This window comes from Enterococcus plantarum, from assembly GCF_001730295.1.
GTDB lineage: Bacteria > Bacillota > Bacilli > Lactobacillales > Enterococcaceae > Enterococcus_L > Enterococcus_L plantarum.
In genome coordinates this window covers 71,941-91,772 of record NZ_MIKA01000012.1, presented here as the reverse complement: position 1 = coordinate 91,772, position 19,832 = coordinate 71,941, and the positions used below count along the sequence as shown (strand labels likewise).

Annotated in this window: 21 protein-coding genes; 20 read left to right on the top strand and 1 reads right to left on the bottom strand. The window is 36.3% G+C overall.

The window, feature by feature from the left end:
- Positions 1 to 12 precede the first annotated feature (12 nt).
- The 20 genes from BCR22_RS05915 to BCR22_RS05820 all read left to right on the top strand — a co-directional run bounded on the left by BCR22_RS05915 (position 13) and on the right by BCR22_RS05820 (position 17,979).
- Positions 13 to 1,182, top strand: coding sequence for a M20 family metallopeptidase (locus BCR22_RS05915; protein WP_069654052.1), 1,170 nt, complete (start codon positions 13 to 15; stop codon positions 1,180 to 1,182).
- A gap of 255 nt (positions 1,183 to 1,437) precedes the next feature.
- Positions 1,438 to 2,277 (top strand): energy-coupling factor ABC transporter ATP-binding protein, encoded by an 840-nt coding sequence (locus tag BCR22_RS05910; RefSeq protein ID WP_069654051.1) that lies wholly within the window; start codon positions 1,438 to 1,440, stop codon positions 2,275 to 2,277.
- Positions 2,253 to 3,122: an energy-coupling factor ABC transporter ATP-binding protein gene (locus BCR22_RS05905; RefSeq protein WP_069654050.1), complete on the top strand. Its 870-nt coding sequence runs from the start codon at positions 2,253 to 2,255 to the stop codon at positions 3,120 to 3,122. Before BCR22_RS05910 ends, BCR22_RS05905 begins: the two co-directional genes overlap by 25 nt.
- The gene (locus BCR22_RS05900) at positions 3,119 to 3,916 is read left to right on the top strand and encodes an energy-coupling factor transporter transmembrane component T family protein (protein ID WP_069654049.1); all 798 of its coding nucleotides are present in this window, start codon (positions 3,119 to 3,121) and stop codon (positions 3,914 to 3,916) included. Before BCR22_RS05905 ends, BCR22_RS05900 begins: the two co-directional genes overlap by 4 nt.
- Before the next feature lie 19 nt (positions 3,917 to 3,935).
- Complete coding sequence (gene truA / locus BCR22_RS05895; protein WP_069654048.1) at positions 3,936 to 4,682, top strand: tRNA pseudouridine(38-40) synthase TruA; 747 nt, start codon at positions 3,936 to 3,938, stop codon at positions 4,680 to 4,682.
- 463 nt (positions 4,683 to 5,145) lie between these two features.
- Positions 5,146 to 5,664: an AmiS/UreI family transporter gene (locus BCR22_RS05890; RefSeq protein ID WP_069641206.1), complete on the top strand. Its 519-nt coding sequence runs from the start codon at positions 5,146 to 5,148 to the stop codon at positions 5,662 to 5,664.
- Positions 5,665 to 5,685: 21 nt separating this feature from the next.
- Positions 5,686 to 5,988 carry an urease subunit gamma gene (locus BCR22_RS05885; protein WP_069641207.1) on the top strand — a complete coding sequence of 101 codons (303 nt, stop codon included), beginning with the start codon at positions 5,686 to 5,688 and terminating at the stop codon, positions 5,986 to 5,988.
- Between the two features lie 35 nt (positions 5,989 to 6,023).
- A complete protein-coding gene (locus tag BCR22_RS05880; protein ID WP_069641208.1) occupies positions 6,024 to 6,350 on the top strand; it encodes an urease subunit beta in 327 nt (108 codons plus the stop codon).
- A gap of 18 nt (positions 6,351 to 6,368) precedes the next feature.
- Positions 6,369 to 8,090, top strand: coding sequence for an urease subunit alpha (gene ureC / locus BCR22_RS05875; protein WP_069641209.1), 1,722 nt, complete (start codon positions 6,369 to 6,371; stop codon positions 8,088 to 8,090).
- 146 nt (positions 8,091 to 8,236) lie between these two features.
- Entirely contained in the window at positions 8,237 to 8,692 is a 456-nt protein-coding gene (locus tag BCR22_RS05870) for an urease accessory protein UreE (RefSeq protein WP_069654047.1), read from the top strand.
- Complete coding sequence (locus BCR22_RS05865) at positions 8,682 to 9,386, top strand: urease accessory protein UreF (RefSeq protein WP_069654046.1); 705 nt, start codon at positions 8,682 to 8,684, stop codon at positions 9,384 to 9,386. Before BCR22_RS05870 ends, BCR22_RS05865 begins: the two co-directional genes overlap by 11 nt.
- A gap of 14 nt (positions 9,387 to 9,400) precedes the next feature.
- Entirely contained in the window at positions 9,401 to 10,012 is a 612-nt protein-coding gene (gene ureG, locus BCR22_RS05860; protein WP_069641212.1) for an urease accessory protein UreG, read from the top strand.
- A 1-nt stretch (position 10,013) separates the two neighbouring features.
- Positions 10,014 to 10,862, top strand: coding sequence for an urease accessory protein UreD (locus BCR22_RS05855; protein ID WP_069654045.1), 849 nt, complete (start codon positions 10,014 to 10,016; stop codon positions 10,860 to 10,862).
- A 91-nt stretch (positions 10,863 to 10,953) separates the two neighbouring features.
- Positions 10,954 to 11,718 carry a class I SAM-dependent methyltransferase gene (locus BCR22_RS05850; RefSeq protein WP_069654209.1) on the top strand — a complete coding sequence of 255 codons (765 nt, stop codon included), beginning with the start codon at positions 10,954 to 10,956 and terminating at the stop codon, positions 11,716 to 11,718.
- 20 nt (positions 11,719 to 11,738) lie between these two features.
- Positions 11,739 to 13,334, top strand: a complete 1,596-nt coding sequence (gene nikA, locus BCR22_RS05845) for a nickel ABC transporter substrate-binding protein (protein WP_205634349.1) — start codon at positions 11,739 to 11,741, stop codon at positions 13,332 to 13,334.
- Between the two features lie 20 nt (positions 13,335 to 13,354).
- A complete protein-coding gene (locus BCR22_RS05840; protein WP_069654207.1) occupies positions 13,355 to 14,287 on the top strand; it encodes an ABC transporter permease in 933 nt (310 codons plus the stop codon).
- 8 nt (positions 14,288 to 14,295) lie between these two features.
- A complete protein-coding gene (locus BCR22_RS05835; RefSeq protein ID WP_167351509.1) occupies positions 14,296 to 15,114 on the top strand; it encodes an ABC transporter permease in 819 nt (272 codons plus the stop codon).
- Between the two features lie 14 nt (positions 15,115 to 15,128).
- Positions 15,129 to 15,959: an ATP-binding cassette domain-containing protein gene (locus BCR22_RS05830; protein ID WP_069654043.1), complete on the top strand. Its 831-nt coding sequence runs from the start codon at positions 15,129 to 15,131 to the stop codon at positions 15,957 to 15,959.
- The gene (locus tag BCR22_RS05825) at positions 15,937 to 16,683 is read left to right on the top strand and encodes an ABC transporter ATP-binding protein (RefSeq protein ID WP_069654042.1); all 747 of its coding nucleotides are present in this window, start codon (positions 15,937 to 15,939) and stop codon (positions 16,681 to 16,683) included. Before BCR22_RS05830 ends, BCR22_RS05825 begins: the two co-directional genes overlap by 23 nt.
- 81 nt (positions 16,684 to 16,764) lie before the next feature.
- Positions 16,765 to 17,979, top strand: a complete 1,215-nt coding sequence (locus BCR22_RS05820; protein ID WP_069654041.1) for an ammonium transporter — start codon at positions 16,765 to 16,767, stop codon at positions 17,977 to 17,979.
- Positions 17,980 to 18,140: 161 nt separating this feature from the next.
- On the opposite strand, the gene BCR22_RS05815 is transcribed toward BCR22_RS05820, so the two are convergent.
- Positions 18,141 to 19,649: a helix-turn-helix domain-containing protein gene (locus tag BCR22_RS05815; RefSeq protein WP_069654040.1), complete on the bottom strand. Its 1,509-nt coding sequence runs from the start codon at positions 19,647 to 19,649 to the stop codon at positions 18,141 to 18,143.
- Positions 19,650 to 19,832 lie beyond the last annotated feature (183 nt).

Here is a 19,832-nt window from a genome sequence, read left to right as displayed (position 1 = left end):
TGAGGGAATAAATTGAAAGAATTAAAAGAGTTGGTTCAAAAGTACAAAAAGGAAATGATAGATTTTAGAAGAGATTTACATCAACATCCGGAATTACAGTTTGAAGAATTTAGAACAACAGAAAAAGTTGCTGAAACGTTAGATAGAATCGGTATTCCTTATCGCAAGACGGAACCTACAGGAATCATTGCGGAGCTTGTTGGGGGTCAACCTGGAAAGACGGTTGCGTTGCGAGCGGACATGGATGCTTTACCCGTTCAAGAATTAACAGATGGTATTTCTTATAAGTCATTAGAAGATGGAAAAATGCATGCCTGTGGTCACGATGCTCACACAGCAATGCTCTTGACTGCAGCGAAAGCTTTAAAAGAAGTACAAGCAGAGATCAAGGGAACCGTTCGCTTTATCTTTCAGCCATCAGAAGAAAATGCTCAAGGAGCTAAAGCAATGGTTGCCCAAGGAGCTGTAGAGGGTGTGGATGATGTTTTTGGGATTCACATTTGGTCACAGATGCTTTCTGGAACAGCTTCTTGTGTTGTGGGCTCGTCTTTTGCTTCAGCAGATATTTTTTCAATCGACTTTAAAGGACGTGGCGGACACGGCGCCATGCCAGATGCTTGTGTAGATGCTGCTGTGATTGCTTCTTCTTTTGTGATGAATGTCCAAACAATTGTTTCTAGAGAAACCAATCCGCTTGATCCAGTCGTAGTGACTGTAGGTAAAATGGATGTTGGTACTCGATTTAATGTCATCGCTGAAAATGCTCGTTTAGATGGCACTGTACGTTGTTTTAGTATTGAGACGCGTGATCGTGTGGAAAAAGCTTTAAAACGCTATGCTGAACAAACGGCGGCTGTTTATGGCGGTACAGCTATAGTAGAGTATAATTACGGGACTGTACCAGTAATCAATGATGAAGAAGATGCATTATTTGCTCAAGCAATCATCAAAGAAAGCTTTGGTGAATCAGCATTGATTCAAGAACCACCGACCACAGGAGGAGAAGATTTCAGTTACTTTACAGAGAATACATCTGGTTGTTTTGCGTTAGTAGGTTGCGGAAATCCAGAGAAAGATACGCAATGGGCTCATCATCATGGACGTTTCAATGTGGATGAAGATGCTATGGAGATCGGTGCGGAATTATATGCACAATATGCATTTGAGTATTTGAATAAATAATTATTGCCACAATGAAAAGTAGGAATAGTAAAAGGGATGTGAGAAAACTAATTTAGTTTTCTTTCATCTTTTTTTATTGTCAATAAGTAAATAACTGGATGTTCCTAAAAAACTTTCTGTCTTGACAGATAAGAATACACATAAATCGACTTATTTTGTTATAATATAGAATAGTACAAAGATAAGAATAGATGATTGAAAAAACACTGATTTTTTGTTAGTGTTAGTAAGACTAAATAATTGAGGGAGTACGCGATGCAACCGATAATTGAATTAAAAAATATCGATTTTAACTATCAACCAGAAGATGCTTCTCCCGCTTTGAAAGATGTATCTTTTTCCATCCAACAAGGTGAGTGGATTGCAATTATTGGACATAATGGATCAGGGAAATCAACATTAGCAAAAACAATCAACGGATTATTGTTACCCGCTTCAGGAAGTATTTCAGTTGGTGGCAAAGAGCTGAATGAAACCAATGTTTGGGATATCCGCAAGATGGTTGGGATGGTCTTTCAAAATCCAGATAATCAATTTGTAGGATCAACCGTAGAAGATGATGTTGCATTTGGCTTAGAGAATCAAGGGATTCCGCGTGAGGAAATGCTTGTCAGAGTTAAGGATGCGCTAGAAAAGGTGCGAATGAGTACCTTTGCCACACGTGAACCAGCTCGTTTATCTGGCGGTCAAAAACAACGCGTAGCGATTGCGGGTGTTGTGGCGTTACGTCCAGATATCATCATTTTGGATGAGGCAACAAGTATGCTTGATCCTGAGGGACGAGATGAAGTGATTTCGACAATCAAAAAAATTAAAGAAGAAAGTAATTTGACAGTTATTTCAATTACGCATGATATTGATGAGGCAGCAAATGCAAATCGGATTTTAGTCATGAAGCAAGGGGAACTTGTCAGTGAAGGCACACCCGAGAAAATTTTCTCAGCAGGAACTGAGTTGATTCAGATGGGTTTAGATCTTCCTTTTCCAGAAAAGTTAAAAATTGCCTTAAAACAACGAGGCGTTGATGTGCCAGATGAATATTTGACTGAAGAAAGGATGGTGGATTGGCTATGGACATCCGTTTTGAACAAGTAGATTTTACGTACCAACCCAATACACCATTTGAACAGCGGGCATTATTTGATTTGAATTTGACAATCGAAAATGGTTCTTATACAGCAATCGTTGGGCATACAGGTAGTGGTAAATCGACATTGTTGCAACATTTAAATGCTCTAGTAAAGCCAACAAAAGGGACAGTGACGATTGGAGATCGAGTGATTGTTCCTGAAACAAATAATAAAAATTTAAAGCCGATTCGTAAAAAAGTGGGAATTGTTTTTCAATTTCCAGAAGCACAACTGTTTGAAGAAACTGTAGCGAAAGACATTGCTTTTGGACCGAAGAATTTTGGTGTATCAGGAGAAGATGCTGCACGATTAGCTGCTGAAATGCTTGAGTTGGTTGGTCTGGAGGCAAGTTATCTAGAACGTTCACCATTCGAATTATCAGGAGGGCAAATGCGTCGGGTGGCGATTGCGGGAGTCTTGGCGATGGAACCAGAAGTATTGGTTTTAGATGAACCTACAGCTGGGCTTGATCCACAAGGACGTAAAGAAATGATGGCCATGTTTCAACGCCTCCACGAAGAGCGCGGCATGACAATCGTTTTGGTGACTCATTTAATGGATGATGTAGCTAATTATGCAGATCATGTCATCGTATTAGAACAAGGTCAGGTTGTTAAGGCAGGTACACCCCAAGAAGTTTTTCAAGATATTAACTGGTTGAAAGGAAAACAATTAGGTGTACCAACGGCTGCGACTTTTGCAGAGCAATTGTTAGCAAAAGGTTTTTCTTTTGAAGAATTACCGTTGACCGCAGAAGCTCTAGCAGAGGATTTATTAAAAGGACTAAAAAAGGCAGGTGAAGACCTGTGATGAATAAGTTGATTTTTGGGCGTTATATTCCTGGTGATTCATTTATTCATACGATGGACCCAAGAGCCAAATTGATTGCTAGTTTTTATTTTATTGGCATTATATTTTTAGCGAATAACTGGCAAACATATGGTGTCTTAGCTATTTTTACATTATTTGCAATTTTTCTATCCAAAGTGAATATCCGTTTCTTTATTCGGGGAATCAAACCGCTGATTTGGTTGATTCTGTTCACGGTTGCGTTACAGATGTTGTTTACCCAAGGCGGAGAAGTTTACTTTAAGTGGGGAATTTTTACAATCACTGAATTTGGGGTAATTAATGGGTTGTTTATTTTCTGTCGTTTTGTGTTGATTATTTTCATGTCTACATTATTAACATTGACAACACCACCTCTGGATTTATCAGATGCGATCGAGTATTTATTACGTCCGTTAAAAGTAGTTCGTTTTCCTGTGCATGAAGTGTCATTGATGCTGTCGATCGCATTGCGCTTTGTACCAACCTTGATGGATGAAACAGAGAAAATCATGAATGCTCAGCGTGCTCGTGGCGTCGATTTTGGTGAGGGAAATCTGATTCAAAAAATGAAAGCTGTTGTACCACTATTGATTCCGTTATTTGTCAGCAGCTTTAATCGAGCAGAAGATTTAGCAACGGCAATGGAAGCACGTGGTTATCAAGGTGGGGACGGTCGGACAAAATATCGGATTCTTCATTGGCATTTAAAAGATACGGTCGTGATGCTCGCATTCGCTGTATTAACAGTAGTATTGATTTTTATAAGAAGTTAGAAGTAAAGGTGGAAAAGAAATGCCGCGCTATAAAGCAGTTATTGCGTATGATGGAACCAATTTTAATGGATTTCAGTCTCAACCAAATGGACGAACAGTTCAAGCAGAAGTTGAAAAAACAGTAAGAAAAATGAACAATGGCAAAACAATCACGATTTTTGGATCTGGTCGGACGGATGCAGGTGTTCATGCTGTAGGGCAGGTGATTCATTTTGATTATCCACAGACGAGAGATTTGGAAAAAATGCGTTATGCTCTAGATACTCAAACACCTGAAGATATCGCTGTTAAAAGTGTAGAAATCGTACCAGATGATTTCCATGCTCGTTATCATGTTGTTGAGAAGATTTATCAATTTCGGGTAGATATCGGGAAACCAAGAAGTCCGTTTAAACGATTCTACGCTAGCTACTTTCCTTATGAAGTGGATATTAAAAAGATTCGAAGAGCATTGACTGATTTAGTTGGAACGCATGATTTTACGTCATTTTGTGCTTCTGGTACCGAGATTGAGGACAAAGTTCGAACGATTCATGAAGCAAGACTTGAGATCAATGAAGCGGGAGACGAACTGGTTTTTACATTTCGTGGAGATGGTTTTTTGTATAAGATGATCCGAATATTGGTAGGAACACTTCTTAAAATGGGAAATGGTCGAATGGATGAAACAAGAATTCCTGAAATCATTGCCGCTAAAGATCGGAATTTAGCTGGACCAACTGCACATCCGGAAGGATTGTATTTGGTTGAAGTAAGATATGAATGAATAAGTTTTTTATGAGTAAAATAACCAAACGTTTTATAAAAAAGGAGAGTAGCTATAACTCAAAGAGTTGTAGCTACTCTCCTTTTTTATTTTATATTAATTCTTAAAAAAATTTAAAAACGTGAAAAATATTTGTATATTTCAGTATACAGGAGTAAGATATAATTCATAAAACCGATTGGGAAAGAATAATCGATGGAGCAGAATAATTCCCTTTTCTTTAGGGTTAAATGCTGGTGTAACATGCTATTTTGATTTTTGTAGATAAGGTATTCCATATGATAAATCGTTATAAAATCATTTTTAAGTCAATTAAATTTAGTTGGGGTTTATCGGAAAATTACTCATTTTGATAGATTACTCATTTCAAAGCTTCCATAAAACAATCTTTTATACGTATATTGTATAGAAATAGTATATAAATTAATAAATAACGTATTTGAATGAAGATAGGAGGATAAAAATGCTTGGTGTTATTTTATTGTATGTAGGAATGGTGTTAATAAGCAATGGTCTTTACCGATTACAAGGAACACAAGATAAATCAGTCGTGGTGATGAATCTATTTACAGGTGGATTAAGTTTACTTTTAAACCTGGTAGCTCTTTCTTACGGGATAGTAGCGAATAAAGATTCATCGTGGTTTTATGCCAGTGCGACTGGTTTATTATTTGCGTTTACGTATCTCTATACAGCAATTAATTCAATGTTTGATTTAGATCAGAAGCTTTATGGCTGGTTCAGTTTATTTGTAGCAATCAACGCGATTCCAGCAGGAATATTATGTTTTTATGGGTATGGCGGAAATACGTTATACGGAATAATTTGGTTTCTCTGGGGAATTCTTTGGTTTACAGGATTTCTTGAAAATACACTCGGAAAAAATCTGGGGAAATTTGTGGGTTATCTATCAGTAGGGGAAGGAATCATTACTGCTTGGATTCCTGGATTCTTGATGCTACTTGATTTATGGCCAAAATAAAATGAGAAGGGAGCATTTATTATGCAATTAACAACAAGAGAACAAGAAAAAATGATGATCAGCTTGGCAGCAATGATTGCCCAACGCAGAAAAGACAAAAAAATAAAGTTGAATCATCCAGAAAGTGTCGCTTTGATTACGGATTTGATTTTAGAAGGCGCACGTGAAGGAAAAACAGTTTCTGAATTAATGAACGAGGGTAGAAATCTTTTAACAAAAGAAGATGTCATGGAAGGTATTTCAGAAATGATTCCAATGATTCAAGTAGAAGCAACATTTCCAGATGGAACAAAGTTAGTTACCGTTCATGATCCAATCCAATAAATTCATTTTAATGATTCGATGAAGGAGGAAAAGTTATGATTCCAGGAGAATATAAGTTAGCAAAAGAGCCAGTTGTATGTAATGAAGGGTATGATGCCATCACTTTAGAGGTGAAAAATGTTGGTGATCGAGCTGTTCAGGTGGGGTCACATTTTCACTTCTATGAAGCAAACGAAGAAGGCTTGAAATTTGATCGTGAAAAAGCAAGAGGCAAACGTCTAGATATACCTGCAGGTACTGCAATCCGTTTTGAACCAGGTGAAACCCGTAAAGTGAATTTGATTGACGTAGGTGGAAAACGCCGTATTTATGGGTTCAATGATAAAATAAATGGTTTTTTAGATGATGACCGCACAAAATAGCTGAAAAGAGGGAAAAATATGAGCTTTAAAATGGATAGAAGTAAATACGCGCAAATGTTTGGCCCAATAGTCGGGGATAGTGTTCGATTAGGAGATACGGATTTATTTGCAGCAATTGAAAAGGATTATACGATTCACGGTGAAGAAAGCAAGTTTGGTGGAGGAAAAGTTTTGAGAGATGGCATGGGGCAAAGCGCTACAGAAACCCGTGCAGCAAATCCACTGGTTGTAGATACAATTATCACCAATGCAACAATCATTGACTATACAGGAATTATTAAAGCGGATATAGGGATCCGCGATGGTAAGATCATCGCCATTGGTAAAGGCGGAAATCCAGATAATATGGATGACATAGACTTTGTTGTTGGTGCTAGTACGGAAGCAATTTCTGCTGAGGGTCTAATCGTAACAGCGGGTGGATTGGATATTCATGTTCATTTTATTTCACCAGGTTTAGCACAAGCGGGACTTGATAATGGCATTACAACATTATTCGGTGGGGGAACAGGTCCAGCTGATGGAACAAATTCAGCGACTACATCACCTGGTAAATGGCATATCGAACGAATGCTTCAGTCAGCCGAAAACTTACCAATCAACATTGGTGTTATGGCAAAAGGTGCGGGTGCTGTACCTGAAACGATTGCAGAACAAATTGAAGCGGGTGCCATGGCGATAAAAAACCATGAAGATTGGGGCGCAACTGCTGCTGGAATTGATAATTCACTGAAAGCTGCTGATCAATACGATGTTCAATTTGCGGTTCATACTGATTCGCTTAATGAAGGGGGATTCGTTCAAAATACGTTAGATGCTTTTCAAGGACGAACAGTGCATACATTCCATACTGAAGGTGCAGGTGGTGGACACGCACCAGATATCATGGTAGTAGCGGGGCACGATAATGTATTGCCTTCATCAACGAATCCAACAAATCCTTATACGATTAATGAAATCAGTGAACTATTTGATATGGTCATGGTTTGTCATAACTTGGATCCGAAATTACCAGAAGACGTGTCATTTGCAGAATCTCGTGTACGTAAACAAACGATTGCAGCAGAAGATGTTTTACATGATATGGGCGCACTAAGTATTATGACTTCTGATGCAATGGCTATGGGACGTGTTGGTGAAGTTGCAATGCGTTGTTGGCAATTGGCCGATAAAATGAAAAAACAACGTGGACCATTAGATGGAGATAGTGAATTTAACGATAATAATCGAATCAAACGATATATTGCAAAATACACAATAAATCCAGCAATCACAAACGGTGTATCAGATTATATTGGATCCGTTGAAGTAGGTAAATATGCTGATTTAGTCATTTGGGAACCAGCGAAGTTTGGAGCAAAACCCAAAATGGTTTTAAAAATGGGCATGATTAGTTATGGTGTGATGGGAGATGCAAGTTCAAGTCTACCTACACCACAACCTCGTCTAATGAGAGATCTCTTTGGGGCATGCGGCAAGGCTGTGACTGCCACAAATATTACATTCGTTTCACAGTTTGCATACGATCATGGAATCAAGGAAAACATTGGACTTGAAAAAGTAGTTTTACCTGTTCATAATACAAGAAACTTAACCAAGCGAGACATGAAATTAAATAATTTCAGTCCAAAAACGATTACTGTTGACCCTCATACATTTGATGTGAAGATTGATGACGAATTGATTACTTGTGATCCCGTCGACACTGTGGCGTTAAGCCAAAGATATTACCTATTCTAAACAGAAAAATGCTGGGACAAAAGTGGCAAGCTATCAAAAATTCTTTTAAAAAAATGATATCTATATACATTTAGAAGAAATTTTAAGGAAGCTAATGCCACTTTTGTTCTGTTAAATTATCAATATGTTATTACAGGAGGAAGAATATGATTTTGACAACTATTGATTCAAATCTTGATGAAATCGATGATATTACGAAATATCATGTTGAAACGGTTAGATTAAACAGTGATGATTTAAACAAAAGAATTTTAAGGGTAACCACAGATCATGGCAACGATTATGGTATTCGGTTAACAAGTGAAAGTGAAGCGTTGCGTAATGGTTCTATCTTTTTTGTCGATGACCATAACATATTAGTCATTGCGGTACGCTCTGAAGAAATGATTATCATTAAACCGTCAACGATGGATGAAATGGGCGAAATTGCTCACTTACTTGGAAATACACATAAACCTGTTGTTGTAGAAGACGGGAAAATTGTTTTAGAAGTAGATCCAACTGTAGTTGATCTTTTAAATAAAAAGGGCATAGACTACGAGATTAAAAAAATCAAGTTGAAAAAAGCTTTGAAACATGTGGACTTGTCGCATGAACATTAATGTAAAAAGGTTTGAAAATTTTTTAGATGTTGTACAAGTCTGCGATTCCACTTTTCCTATTGGGACATTCAATCATTCCTTTGGTATGGAAAATTATTTGAGAACAGATAAAATAACGAATGCAGATGATTTTGAAATTTGGTTAGATACGTATTTAAAAACACAATTTAAATACGGTGAAGGGTTACTTATAAATCTTTGTTTTAAAGCTTTGGAAGAAGAAAAAATAGAAGTAATTTGGGAATACGATAAAATCATTACATGTTCCTCACAAGCAGCTGAAACAAGAAATGGGACAAAAATGATTGCGAAGCAAATGATTGACCTAGTTCAAACCTTACATGATATTCCATTACTAGATGATTATAAGCAACAAATCAAAAAGGCTACTGTTTATGGAAATCCAGCGATTGTTTTTGCTATTTTTGCTCATTATAAAGGACTGGATGCAGATGAAGCAATCTTACTTTATGGCTATAGTATAAATTCTACGATGATTCAAAACGCTGTCAGAGCAGTCCCTCTAGGGCAAAAAAGCGGGCAATTAATTCTACAAAGAACAATCCCACTTCTAGAAGAGATAGTAGCAGAAATGAAGCAATTGGACGCATCTTATTTAGGAGCCAATGTACCTGGAATCGAATTGTCACAAATTAACCATGAAACACAAGTATTCAGACTTTTTATGTCATAGGGAGGAAATAACAGATGAAAAAAACAGTAATAATTGGTGTCGGTGGACCTGTTGGATCAGGGAAAACATTACTTATTGAACGTTTAGTTAGACAAATGAATGAGGATTTGAACGTCGCAGTAATAACCAATGATATCTATACAAAAGAAGATGCAAAATTCTTATGTGATAACTCTGTTTTAAGTGAAGATCGTATTATCGGTGTAGAAACTGGAGGATGTCCACATACAGCAATTCGTGAAGATGCATCAATGAATTTTGCAGCTATTGAACAATTAGAAGAACGATTTGAAGATTTAGATGTAATTTTTTTGGAAAGTGGTGGGGATAATTTAGCCGCAACGTTTAGTCCAGAATTAGTCGATTCCTCTATTTATATTATTGATGTGGCCCAAGGAGAAAAAATTCCTAGAAAAGCAGGTCAAGGAATGATCAAGAGTGATTTATTTATCATCAATAAAATCGATTTGGCTCCGTATGTTGGTGCTGATTTAGATGTCATGAAAAAAGACACCGAGGTTTTTCGAGAAGATAATACTTTTTTATTTACTAACTTAAAGGATCAAGAAGGGGTAGCAGCCGTAAATGAATGGATCCGTAAAAATGTTTTACTAGAAGGATTATAATATGAGGCAAGATACAGACGGACTTATTGAAATGGCATTTACCAATCGTAATAACCGAACCATTGCGTCTAGAATTTATCATGAGGGCAATTCTCGCGTGTCCTCGAATATTCCATTAGCGACTGAGAAAACACCATATTACTTCTTTATTAGTACGGGTGGAGGTTTCCTTGAGGGAGAGAAATATGAACTGGATGTTACGGTAGCCAAAGAAGCGCATGCTATCGTGACAACTCAAGCACCAACTTACGTATACAAATGTGACAATAAAATACAAACAACACAAAAAACACAGCTTGTTTTAGAAGAAAATAGCACATTTGAATATTTAACAGATGAAGTAATTCCTTATAAAAATTCAATTTACAAACAAGAAACAATCGTTCAGATGAAAGAAAATGCAACGCTAATTTTAATGGACGGTGTAACAGCGGGCTGGTCTGCTGATGAGCAACCGTTTCAATACGCTGAATTACAGATGAAAACAAGTATATTTATGGATGAAGAATTAATCTATAATGACCATTTACTATCAGAACCGTTGAAAAATGATATGTCTGCACTAGGTTATTTTGAAGACGGCTTGAATTATAACACGTTGATAATTATCAGTCCTTCTTGTACAAAAGAGGTTATTGAAACAATTAGAAAGAAATTAAATAAAATTGAAACAACTGTCAATTTTGGCATTTCAAGTTTAGAAAAACCTGGTTTTGTGCTTAGAGCGCTGGGGAAAAGTGGAGAAGAAAATCGCTATATCCTGATGCAAGCTCTCAATCATTTTCGAATAGAACAGCTTCATTATCCTGAATTGATTCTTAGTAAAAATGACAACTACATACAGAATTAATGGACAAGAAGAAGGGTTTTTACGAACTTTTTAGTAAGAAATGGCGAGGTATTTTTCTGTTATGTAGTAAAAAGGGGAAAGTAGTGTGGAAATGGCTAAGAAGACATTTAAAAATGAAATTATTGATTACTGGTCAAAGAGATCTGAAACCTATGGACAACAGCATCATGAAGAATTACTGGGAGAACCAAAAACATTATGGCAAAATGTCATCCTTAGTGCTTTTAATGCAAACGAAAAACCAGTTAAAAAAATTCTTGATATAGGTACTGGTCCTGGTTTTCTCTCCATATTGCTTGCTGAAAAAGGTTTTGAAGTGACGTCAATCGATATGACAGAAGAAATGTTGATTCAAGCGAAGTTGAATGCGGGTGATCTCGTTGAAAAAATCGAATGGGCATTGATGGATGCTCATAAGTTGACATTTGATACAGCTGATTTTGATGCAATTGTCACAAGAAATGTCACTTGGAATCTAGAAAATCCAAAGGAAGCATATAAAGAATGGTATCGAGTATTAAAACCAGGAGGAATCTTACTAAATTTTGATTCAAATTGGTACAAATATCTTTACGATGAAACGCTGCGGGAGAAATATGAAAAAAATCGAGAATTGACGCAAGAGATGGCTGTTAAAGATTATTATGAAGGGACAGACATTGATTGGATGGAAGACTTAGCTAAAGAAATGCCTTTATCAAAAATTACCCGTCCTATATGGGATAAGAAGGTATTGAAAGAGTGTGGATTCCAATCTATTACAATTCATGAGAATATGAATGATCAATTACTAAGTGATATTCAAAAAATTAATTTCTTGTTTTCCCCTATATTCCTAATAGAAGCAACAAAATAAATAGCAAAGGAGATGAGTTGTTGGCAAAGAAAAGAAAATGGATGCCAGTCTTCTTTTTTACTATCTCTATGATGCTACTAATTTTAGCAGGCTGTAATTCATCAAAAAAAGAGAGTCGATCTTCTAATCAAATAAATTACGGTAGTACAAAAGATATACGAGATATTAATCCGCATTTATATAACGGAGAAATGGCTGCGCAAAATATGGTTTTCGAAGGATTGACCAAAAATGAAGAGGGAAAAGTCAAACCTGCGTTAGCAAAAAGCTGGGCTATTTCTGATGATGGTAAAGAATATACCTTTTCTTTACAAACTAATGTGAAATTTACGGATGGTACGGCATTCAATGCAGATGCTGTGAAGCAAAATTTTGATGCAGTTTTGGCTAATAAGGAACGTCATGCTTGGTTAGATATGGTGAATGAAATCGAGTCGACACAAGTAGTAGATGATGAGACTTTCAAATTAACCTTAAAACATCCCTATTACCCAACCTTGATTGAACTCGGGTTGACTAGGCCATTTCGTTTTATCTCGCCTAAAAGTTTTATTGAGGGGGGATCTAAAACGGGTGTGTCAAGCTATGTGGGGACTGGGCCGTTTAAACTGGAAACACACAAGGACAATCAATATGCACACTTTGTAGTGAATGAAGATTATTGGGGTGAAAAACCAAAAGTTTCAGAAGTGGATTGGAAAGTAATTCCAGATTCACAAGCATTATTACTTGCTCTAAAAAAAGGAGAAATTGATCTTATTTATGGTGCAGATGGCGACCAATTAAATATGGATGCCTATAACGCAATGAAAGCTGACAAGGATACTTTTACAGCCGTATCTAGCCAACCGGTAGCCTCTCGTGCAATACTATTAAATAGTAAACGAGAAAATCTGAGTTCACTAAAGGTTAGAGAAGCGTTAACTTACGCAGTCAACAAAGAGAATATTATTAAAGGTGTACTAAACAATTCAGAAGACAAAGCAGATACGCTATTGCCAAAAACGGCTCCTTATTGTGATATTGAATTAAAGAGCTATAATTACAACGTGGAAAAAGCAAACCAATTACTAGATGAAGCAGGATGGAAAGTAGGAAAAAATGGAATACGTATGAAGGATGATAAACCTTTAGCACTAACTTTTTCCTATAATTCACAAAATGCACAAGAAGGAACGATCGCTCAATCGATTCAAGCGGATCTTAAAGAGGTGGGAGTGGACTTAGCCATTATTTCTGAGGAAAAACAGAATTTTCTTGATCGTCAAAAAGATGGAGAGTTCGATTTACAGTATTCGTTGTCGTGGGGAACGCCTTACGATCCGCAATCTTATCTTTCTTCTTGGCGAATACCGGCACATGGAGATTATCAAGCACAATTAGGCTTGGATAAAAAAGCATGGTTGGATGATAAAATCACACAAGTGATGATTGAGCCAGATGAAAAACAGAGACAAACAGATTATAGCGAAATTTTGACGTACATCAACGAGCAATGTGTATATATCCCAATTTCGTATTCGAAAACGAAAGCAATCGGTAAAGCTAACCTTAAAAATATCACGTTTAATGATTCGCAATATGAAATACCATTTGAAAAAATGTTCTTTGAATAAGGATAGAAAGTTGGGTGACAATGATTAAATCTATTATTAAAAATTGTGGAAAAATCCTACTTCTTCTTTTTTTAATAACGTTTATTCCTTTTTTCCTATTGACGTATCTATCCAATGATCCAGCTGAAGTAGCACTAAGAGTCCAAGCAATCACACCAACTGAACAAAATGTGCGTCAGATGCGTTCAGAATTGGGGTTAGATCAACCTTTTTTTTCAAGATATATTGATTGGGTTCAACAGGCTCTAAAAGGGGATTTAGGTAAAAGCTATGCTACTGGTAAATCGATTGCTGGTATGATCAGTGAGGCTTTTCCATATACAGTATTCTTGACTCTAGTGACACTGATCATCATTATTGTAACCTGTTTAGTACTTGGGATTTTGGCAGCTAATGATCAAAATCATTGGACTGAAAAAGTCTTAAGATTGATCACCTTTGTCTTAAATGCAATTCCATCATTTTGGCTTGGGTTGTTACTGATCTTTTTGTTCTCTATCAAGCTAAATTGGTTACCAACGGGAGGGGCCGAAGGGCTATTATCAGTTTTCTTGCCAGCATTGACACTTTCTTTAGCCTACTCTAGTTCGTATATTCGGTTGATTCGCAATGATTTATTGCAAAATAAACAGTTGCCATATGTCGACTATTATTTTACAAGAGGATTTTCAAAAAAAACGATCACGAAACATTTATTGAAAAATTCTTTGCGTTCTTCTGTTGTTTCGATTGGCGTGAGTATTCCCAAACTTATTGCTGGTAGCATTATTATAGAAAGTGTTTTTGCATGGCCTGGTATGGGGCTTCTCTGTATTAATGCAATCAGAAACCGCGATTTACCTGTTTTGCAAGCCTATATTGTCATTATGTCATTGTTCTTTATTAGCAGTAGTTTGTTGATTGATTCCTTAAACAAAAGGATTGATCCCAGACTAAGAGAGCGAGGCAGCTGATGGATGTAATGAAAAAAATAGTCAAGGATAGAATAGTTCTTGTTTCTATTCTCTTTTTAAGTCTTTTAATGTTAGGTATTATTTTTGCGAATGTCTTGTCACCGTATGATCCAAACAAACAAGATATTATGAATAAATTGGCTCATCCAAGTAGTGAACATTTTTTTGGAACAGACATGTTAGGTCGAGATATCTTTTCGAGGATATTATATGGCGGTAGAGTGACGTTACTTCTCTCCTTTTTAATTGTTTTCTTGATTCTTTTGATTGGGCTCATTTTTGGTGGAATTTCTGGGATGTTTGGTGGTTGGATCGATGCAACAATGATGCGATTTTGTGACCTGATGCTTTCTTTACCGAATGAAATGATGTCTTTATGTATTATTGGTATTTTAGGCCCTAGTTTACTGACGATTATTTTAGCACTGACACTAGTACGATTTCCGTGGTACGTTAAAATGATCAGGACAGAAGTCCTTAATTATAAAACAAAAAATTATGTTGTCTTCTCCCTAAGTTCTGGAAAGTCTAAAGGATGGGTATTTAAAGAACACATTTTTCCCCCGATTATTCGGGCAATCATTGTTTATTCTACATTAGATATTAGTGCAGTGATTATGAGTATTAGTGCGCTATCTTTTCTCGGGGTTGGGATTCAGCCACCAACAGCTGAGTGGGGTAGAATGTTAAACGAATCCAGAGAAATCGCTGTAGTTGAGCCTTGGCAGATGATTCCTGCTGGGATCACACTATTTCTTGTGATAGCGATGCTCAATTATATCGGAGACGCTGTTGCAGAAGGAATCAACGAAGCGAATAGCGAGTAACAAGGGAGAAAGTAATGGAAAATACACTAATTTTGGTAGTGGAAGAGTTGACCGTAAATGAACTCAAAACAAATAAAAAAGTTCTTGCTAATCTAACTTTTCAAGTAGAAAGAAATGAGTTTTTAGGCATTCTGGCACCAAGTGGAAGTGGGAAAACAACACTTCTTAAAACGATTATGAGAATCTGTCCAAAATCACTTCATTCAGGTGGATTAATTGCCTATTTTCCGGATACTAAAAATAAAATCGTTATTCAGGAGAAAACCAATGTTCATTTTTCGGCGGTATTAAGTCGCGAATTAACATACATCCCTCAAAATGCTTCAGAAGCATTTGATCCTATTGAAAAAATGGGTGTGCAATTGAAAGAAACATTGACAGAAAATCGATTTTCTGTAAGTGAAAGAACAAATATGATTCAAGAGTTATTGGAAAGTATGGATTTACCTGAGAGTATTTTAAACAAATATCCCTTTCAATTATCTGGTGGAACGTTACAGCGCTGTGCAATTGGGTTAGCACTTATTTTGAAACCCAAAGTGATTATTGCAGATGAGCCGACGAGTGCATTGGACACGATAAATAGAAAGAGAATTCTAGATAGTTTCTTGCAGCTAAAAAAACGAAATGAGACGACTCTACTTTTGGCGACACATGATATTGCTATTGTAGATTACTTATGCGATACGGCGCTGGTTTTAGAAGCAGGTAGAAAAATTGAACACAAAAAAATAGATAAAATGGATACTGATCCAACCTCATATTTGGTAAAAATGCGTAGAATAAAAAATAAAATAGGTTCGACATTTTGGAGATTAAAAGATGGAAAATTGGTTAGTTCTTGAGCAATTATCAAAGACGTATTACAAAAAGCGGTTATTCAAGCCAAGAGAAAAAATGGACGGTGGACTAAAGCCGTTTTCACTTTGTATTTCAGAAGAGATTATTGGTATTTTAGGAGAAAGTGGTAGTGGGAAAACAACATTAGCTAAACTAATAGCTGGTATTGAAAAACCAGATAAAGGGTCAGGGGAAATCATATTTAGACTAAACGAGCCACTCAAACAAAAGAACCCAGTGAGCATGATATTTCAAGAGTACACCTCTGCAATCAATCCGGACTTTACTGTAGAAAAAGCCTTAGTAGAATCAGTTAGTAAAAACAATAAAACACAAGAAACAAAAGAAAAGATAATTACTGTTTTAAATAAAGTGGGATTATCTGAAGAACTCTTAGACAAGAAGCCAAGAAACTTAAGTGGTGGGCAGATTCAGCGTGTTTGTATTGCGAGAAGTATCTTAACGGAAGCAAAGGTATTGATTTTGGATGAAGCCTTTAGTTCGTTAGACTTATTTAATGTGGACCGTATGCTTGAGTTGTTACTTGCTTTAAAAAAGGAATTTAACTTGTATTATATAGTCGTTACTCATAATTTAGAACTGGCTACTTATTTTTGTGACAAACTTATTTTTTTAAAAGAGGGACATTTAGAAGAAGTGATAGAAACGAGTCAATTGATGCATGCGAAATCTGCTTATGTCCAAGCTTTGATTGATGCTCAAATTTGAGCGCCAAATAGTATAATTTGCTAGTAGTGTAGCAAAATGAATTACTATATTGAAATAGATTCAAAGAAAGGAATGGAATTCATGTCAAATTCAATTAATACAGGCGATACAGCATTTATGATTTTATGTACAGCAATGGTGTGTTTAATGACACCAGGTTTAGCTTTTTTCTATGGAGGTTTGGCACGTAAAAATAATATATTAATCATTATGGGACAATCATTTGTTTCAGTTGGAGTCACAACGTTAATGTGGATTTTTGGAGGGTTTGGGCTAGCATTTGGCTCAGATTTTCATGGTATTATCGGAAATCCAGCTGATTTCTTCTTGATGAAAAATGTCGGCACGTTAGCGAACCTTTTACATGGGGCAACGATTCCCTTTTTAATGTTTTTTGCTTTTCAATTGATGTTTTGTGTGATCACCGTCCCTCTTATGACAGGGGCTTTTGCAGATCGTTTGACGATGAAAGGGTATATTTTACTGTTAATCGGCTGGAATTTATTGATTTATTTTCCTGTCTGCCATTGGGTTTGGGGTGGTGGATTCTTAAGTAATTTCAACTTTAAAGACTTTGCTGGCGGTACAGTTATTCATACGACGGCTGGATTTGGTTCTCTTGCAACGATCTTATACTTAGGACAAAGAAAGTTGACGGAACAACAAAAAAGCCAACACAATAATTTGATGATCGCTGCAATCGGAACTGGACTTTTATGGTTTGGTTGGTTTGGGTTTAATTCTGGTGGGGCATTACGTGCAGATATTCAAGCAGTGAATGCATTTGTTTCAACGTTTGTTGCACTTGCTACATCTTTAACTGTATGGATTTTATTTGCCAAATTTAAGAAGGGGTACTATGATTTTGTGGATATTTTGACGGGGTCAGTTGCAGGATTAGCAACGATAACCCCTTGCGCAGGATATGTAAAACCAACAGAAGCAATTGTCATTGGTGCCATCGCAGCAATTATTTGTAACCTTGCTGTTGATTTTCGCAAGAAAAAAGGTTGGGATGATGCATTGGATGTATGGGGGGTCCATGGTATTGGTGGATTCACTGGAACTATTTTAATTGGTATCTTCGGAACAGGTGCTTCATTAGTAACTGCTAGCGGCTTAAATGCACTGCTGGTTCAAATTTTAGGTGTCTGCTTCGTTGCAGCGTATGCCTTCATCATAACAAGACTTATTCTAATTGTTTCATCAAAAATAACAAGAATAGAGACAACAGCAGAAGAACAAGAAAAAGGATTAGATATGGAATTTTTTCACCAGTCTACCTATGATGAGTGAATTTCATCTTATATAAGTAGTTAATCTAAGGGAAGGAGCAAAAGCTAATATGTCTTGCTCTTGACCCTTAGATTTTTTTAAATCAATAGATAAAACCACATATGCTTAGCAACGCTCATGTAATGCATGATGAGATATTTAATAATCGTACAATTCTGTACTTATTCTTGAACAATATTTTTTTTCTCAAAAAGCTGTTGTAACGTCCGATATAAATCAGCTAATTCTTCTTCATCATAAGAGAGATCCCAGAAGTAAAGCGGTAATTCTGGGTATTTTTTCCTTGGTAATAGAGAAGAACTGATCACCAAATCGTATTGCTCATTTAGCTCTTCCTGATAAGGAGCAGAATCCACAAAACCTAAATCATTTAAGAACTGATAGATCCTTCTAACTAGAAGAAAATTATGCTCAAAAGCCACACCGATGTTTAAATGCTCTGAATGTTTTGGTTTGTCATAAACAGGAAGTAATACACTTTTGAACATTTTAACCAGCGGATTTTTGATGGTATAAATAAATTTATATTCTTTTTCCTTTACTTTTTCATCAAAAAAAACTTGAATTTTCGTTTCCAAAAGTTCGTCCGCTTTTTTCTTTTTACGTGGTAACTCCACTAATTTTTGAAGGTTAGGGAAGGGTTGACGCAAAACATAAAAAGTAAAGGCAATATTCAGTAAATTTCCAATAAGAACGGGTTTATCAAGAACTTCTGGCTCTTTTTTAAAGATGTTGATTTTAGCATAGTCTAAAAATTCTTGAACCAATTCATAGACAGGATTTGGTCTTATTGAGAAATCGTGTAGTGTTTGAGACAAGGACGGATCATCATCTAAGGTATAAAAAGGCGCATAATGTGCGAGAAAAAAGATAAAGCTGCTTTCCCCTTTTATGTATTTAGGAGGCAAAGCTTGACGTGGCCCTAGTTCTTTGTTGAGACGCTCAAAATCATAGTAAGGATTATCCTGCATCAAGAAATCATACCGTTCATCATACGAAACAAAAATCTTTTTCCGAGTGCGACAGAGAAAAATCGCTGCAAAATAAGGCAATTCTTTAGAGCCTAAATAGGTTCTGGATAATGGGAAATATTCAGAAAATGCTTCTGCCAGTCTTTCCGCTTCTTCACGGGGAACACTTTTAAATGGCCAGATCGTTCCTCTGGTTCCTAGCCACAAGGCATCGAATAGTGCGACTCTGACCGCACGTTCATCACCAATCAAGTTGGCTTCAGTATATGTAAACCGCAGATTATATTGCTTTACGTGTCTTTTCAAAGGCAGCATCTTTCTAGAGACTGTTGAACGGCTCACGTAATAGCGTTGACAAAAATCATCTATGTTAGGAGAATCATGGTTTAAAAAATAGAGAATAAATTGAAACGGAACCGATTTTTTTAATAGAAAATACCGGTATTCATCGATTGTTACGAGTAAGTTAGTACTGTCGATCTTGCCAGCTTTTTGTAAAATCGAGGGGTGCGTTGAGATTACTTTAGCTAGATCATGATTGATTTCATTCATAATAATAAATACCTGTTGATAATTCAAAGATAGTTCCTCAGATAACTGAGTAATAGAAATATCTGACTGATTGATTTGTGTAATTCGTTTGAATACTTTAAATTTGGTAAGCATTCCAGAATCCATCATCAATTCCTCATAGAGCATGCTAATCACTTCCTTGCCCCTATTCTACTGTACTTTATGGTCAATTGTCAGCTAAGACGATAATTAGTTTTTGCGTAGTCATTCATATAGTTCTAAAAGGATGATTTTATATCCTAATGAAGAAAGATATTGTTTTGAGCGCACAGAAAAGAGAAGACGTGACGTCTTATGAAGCAAAAAGGA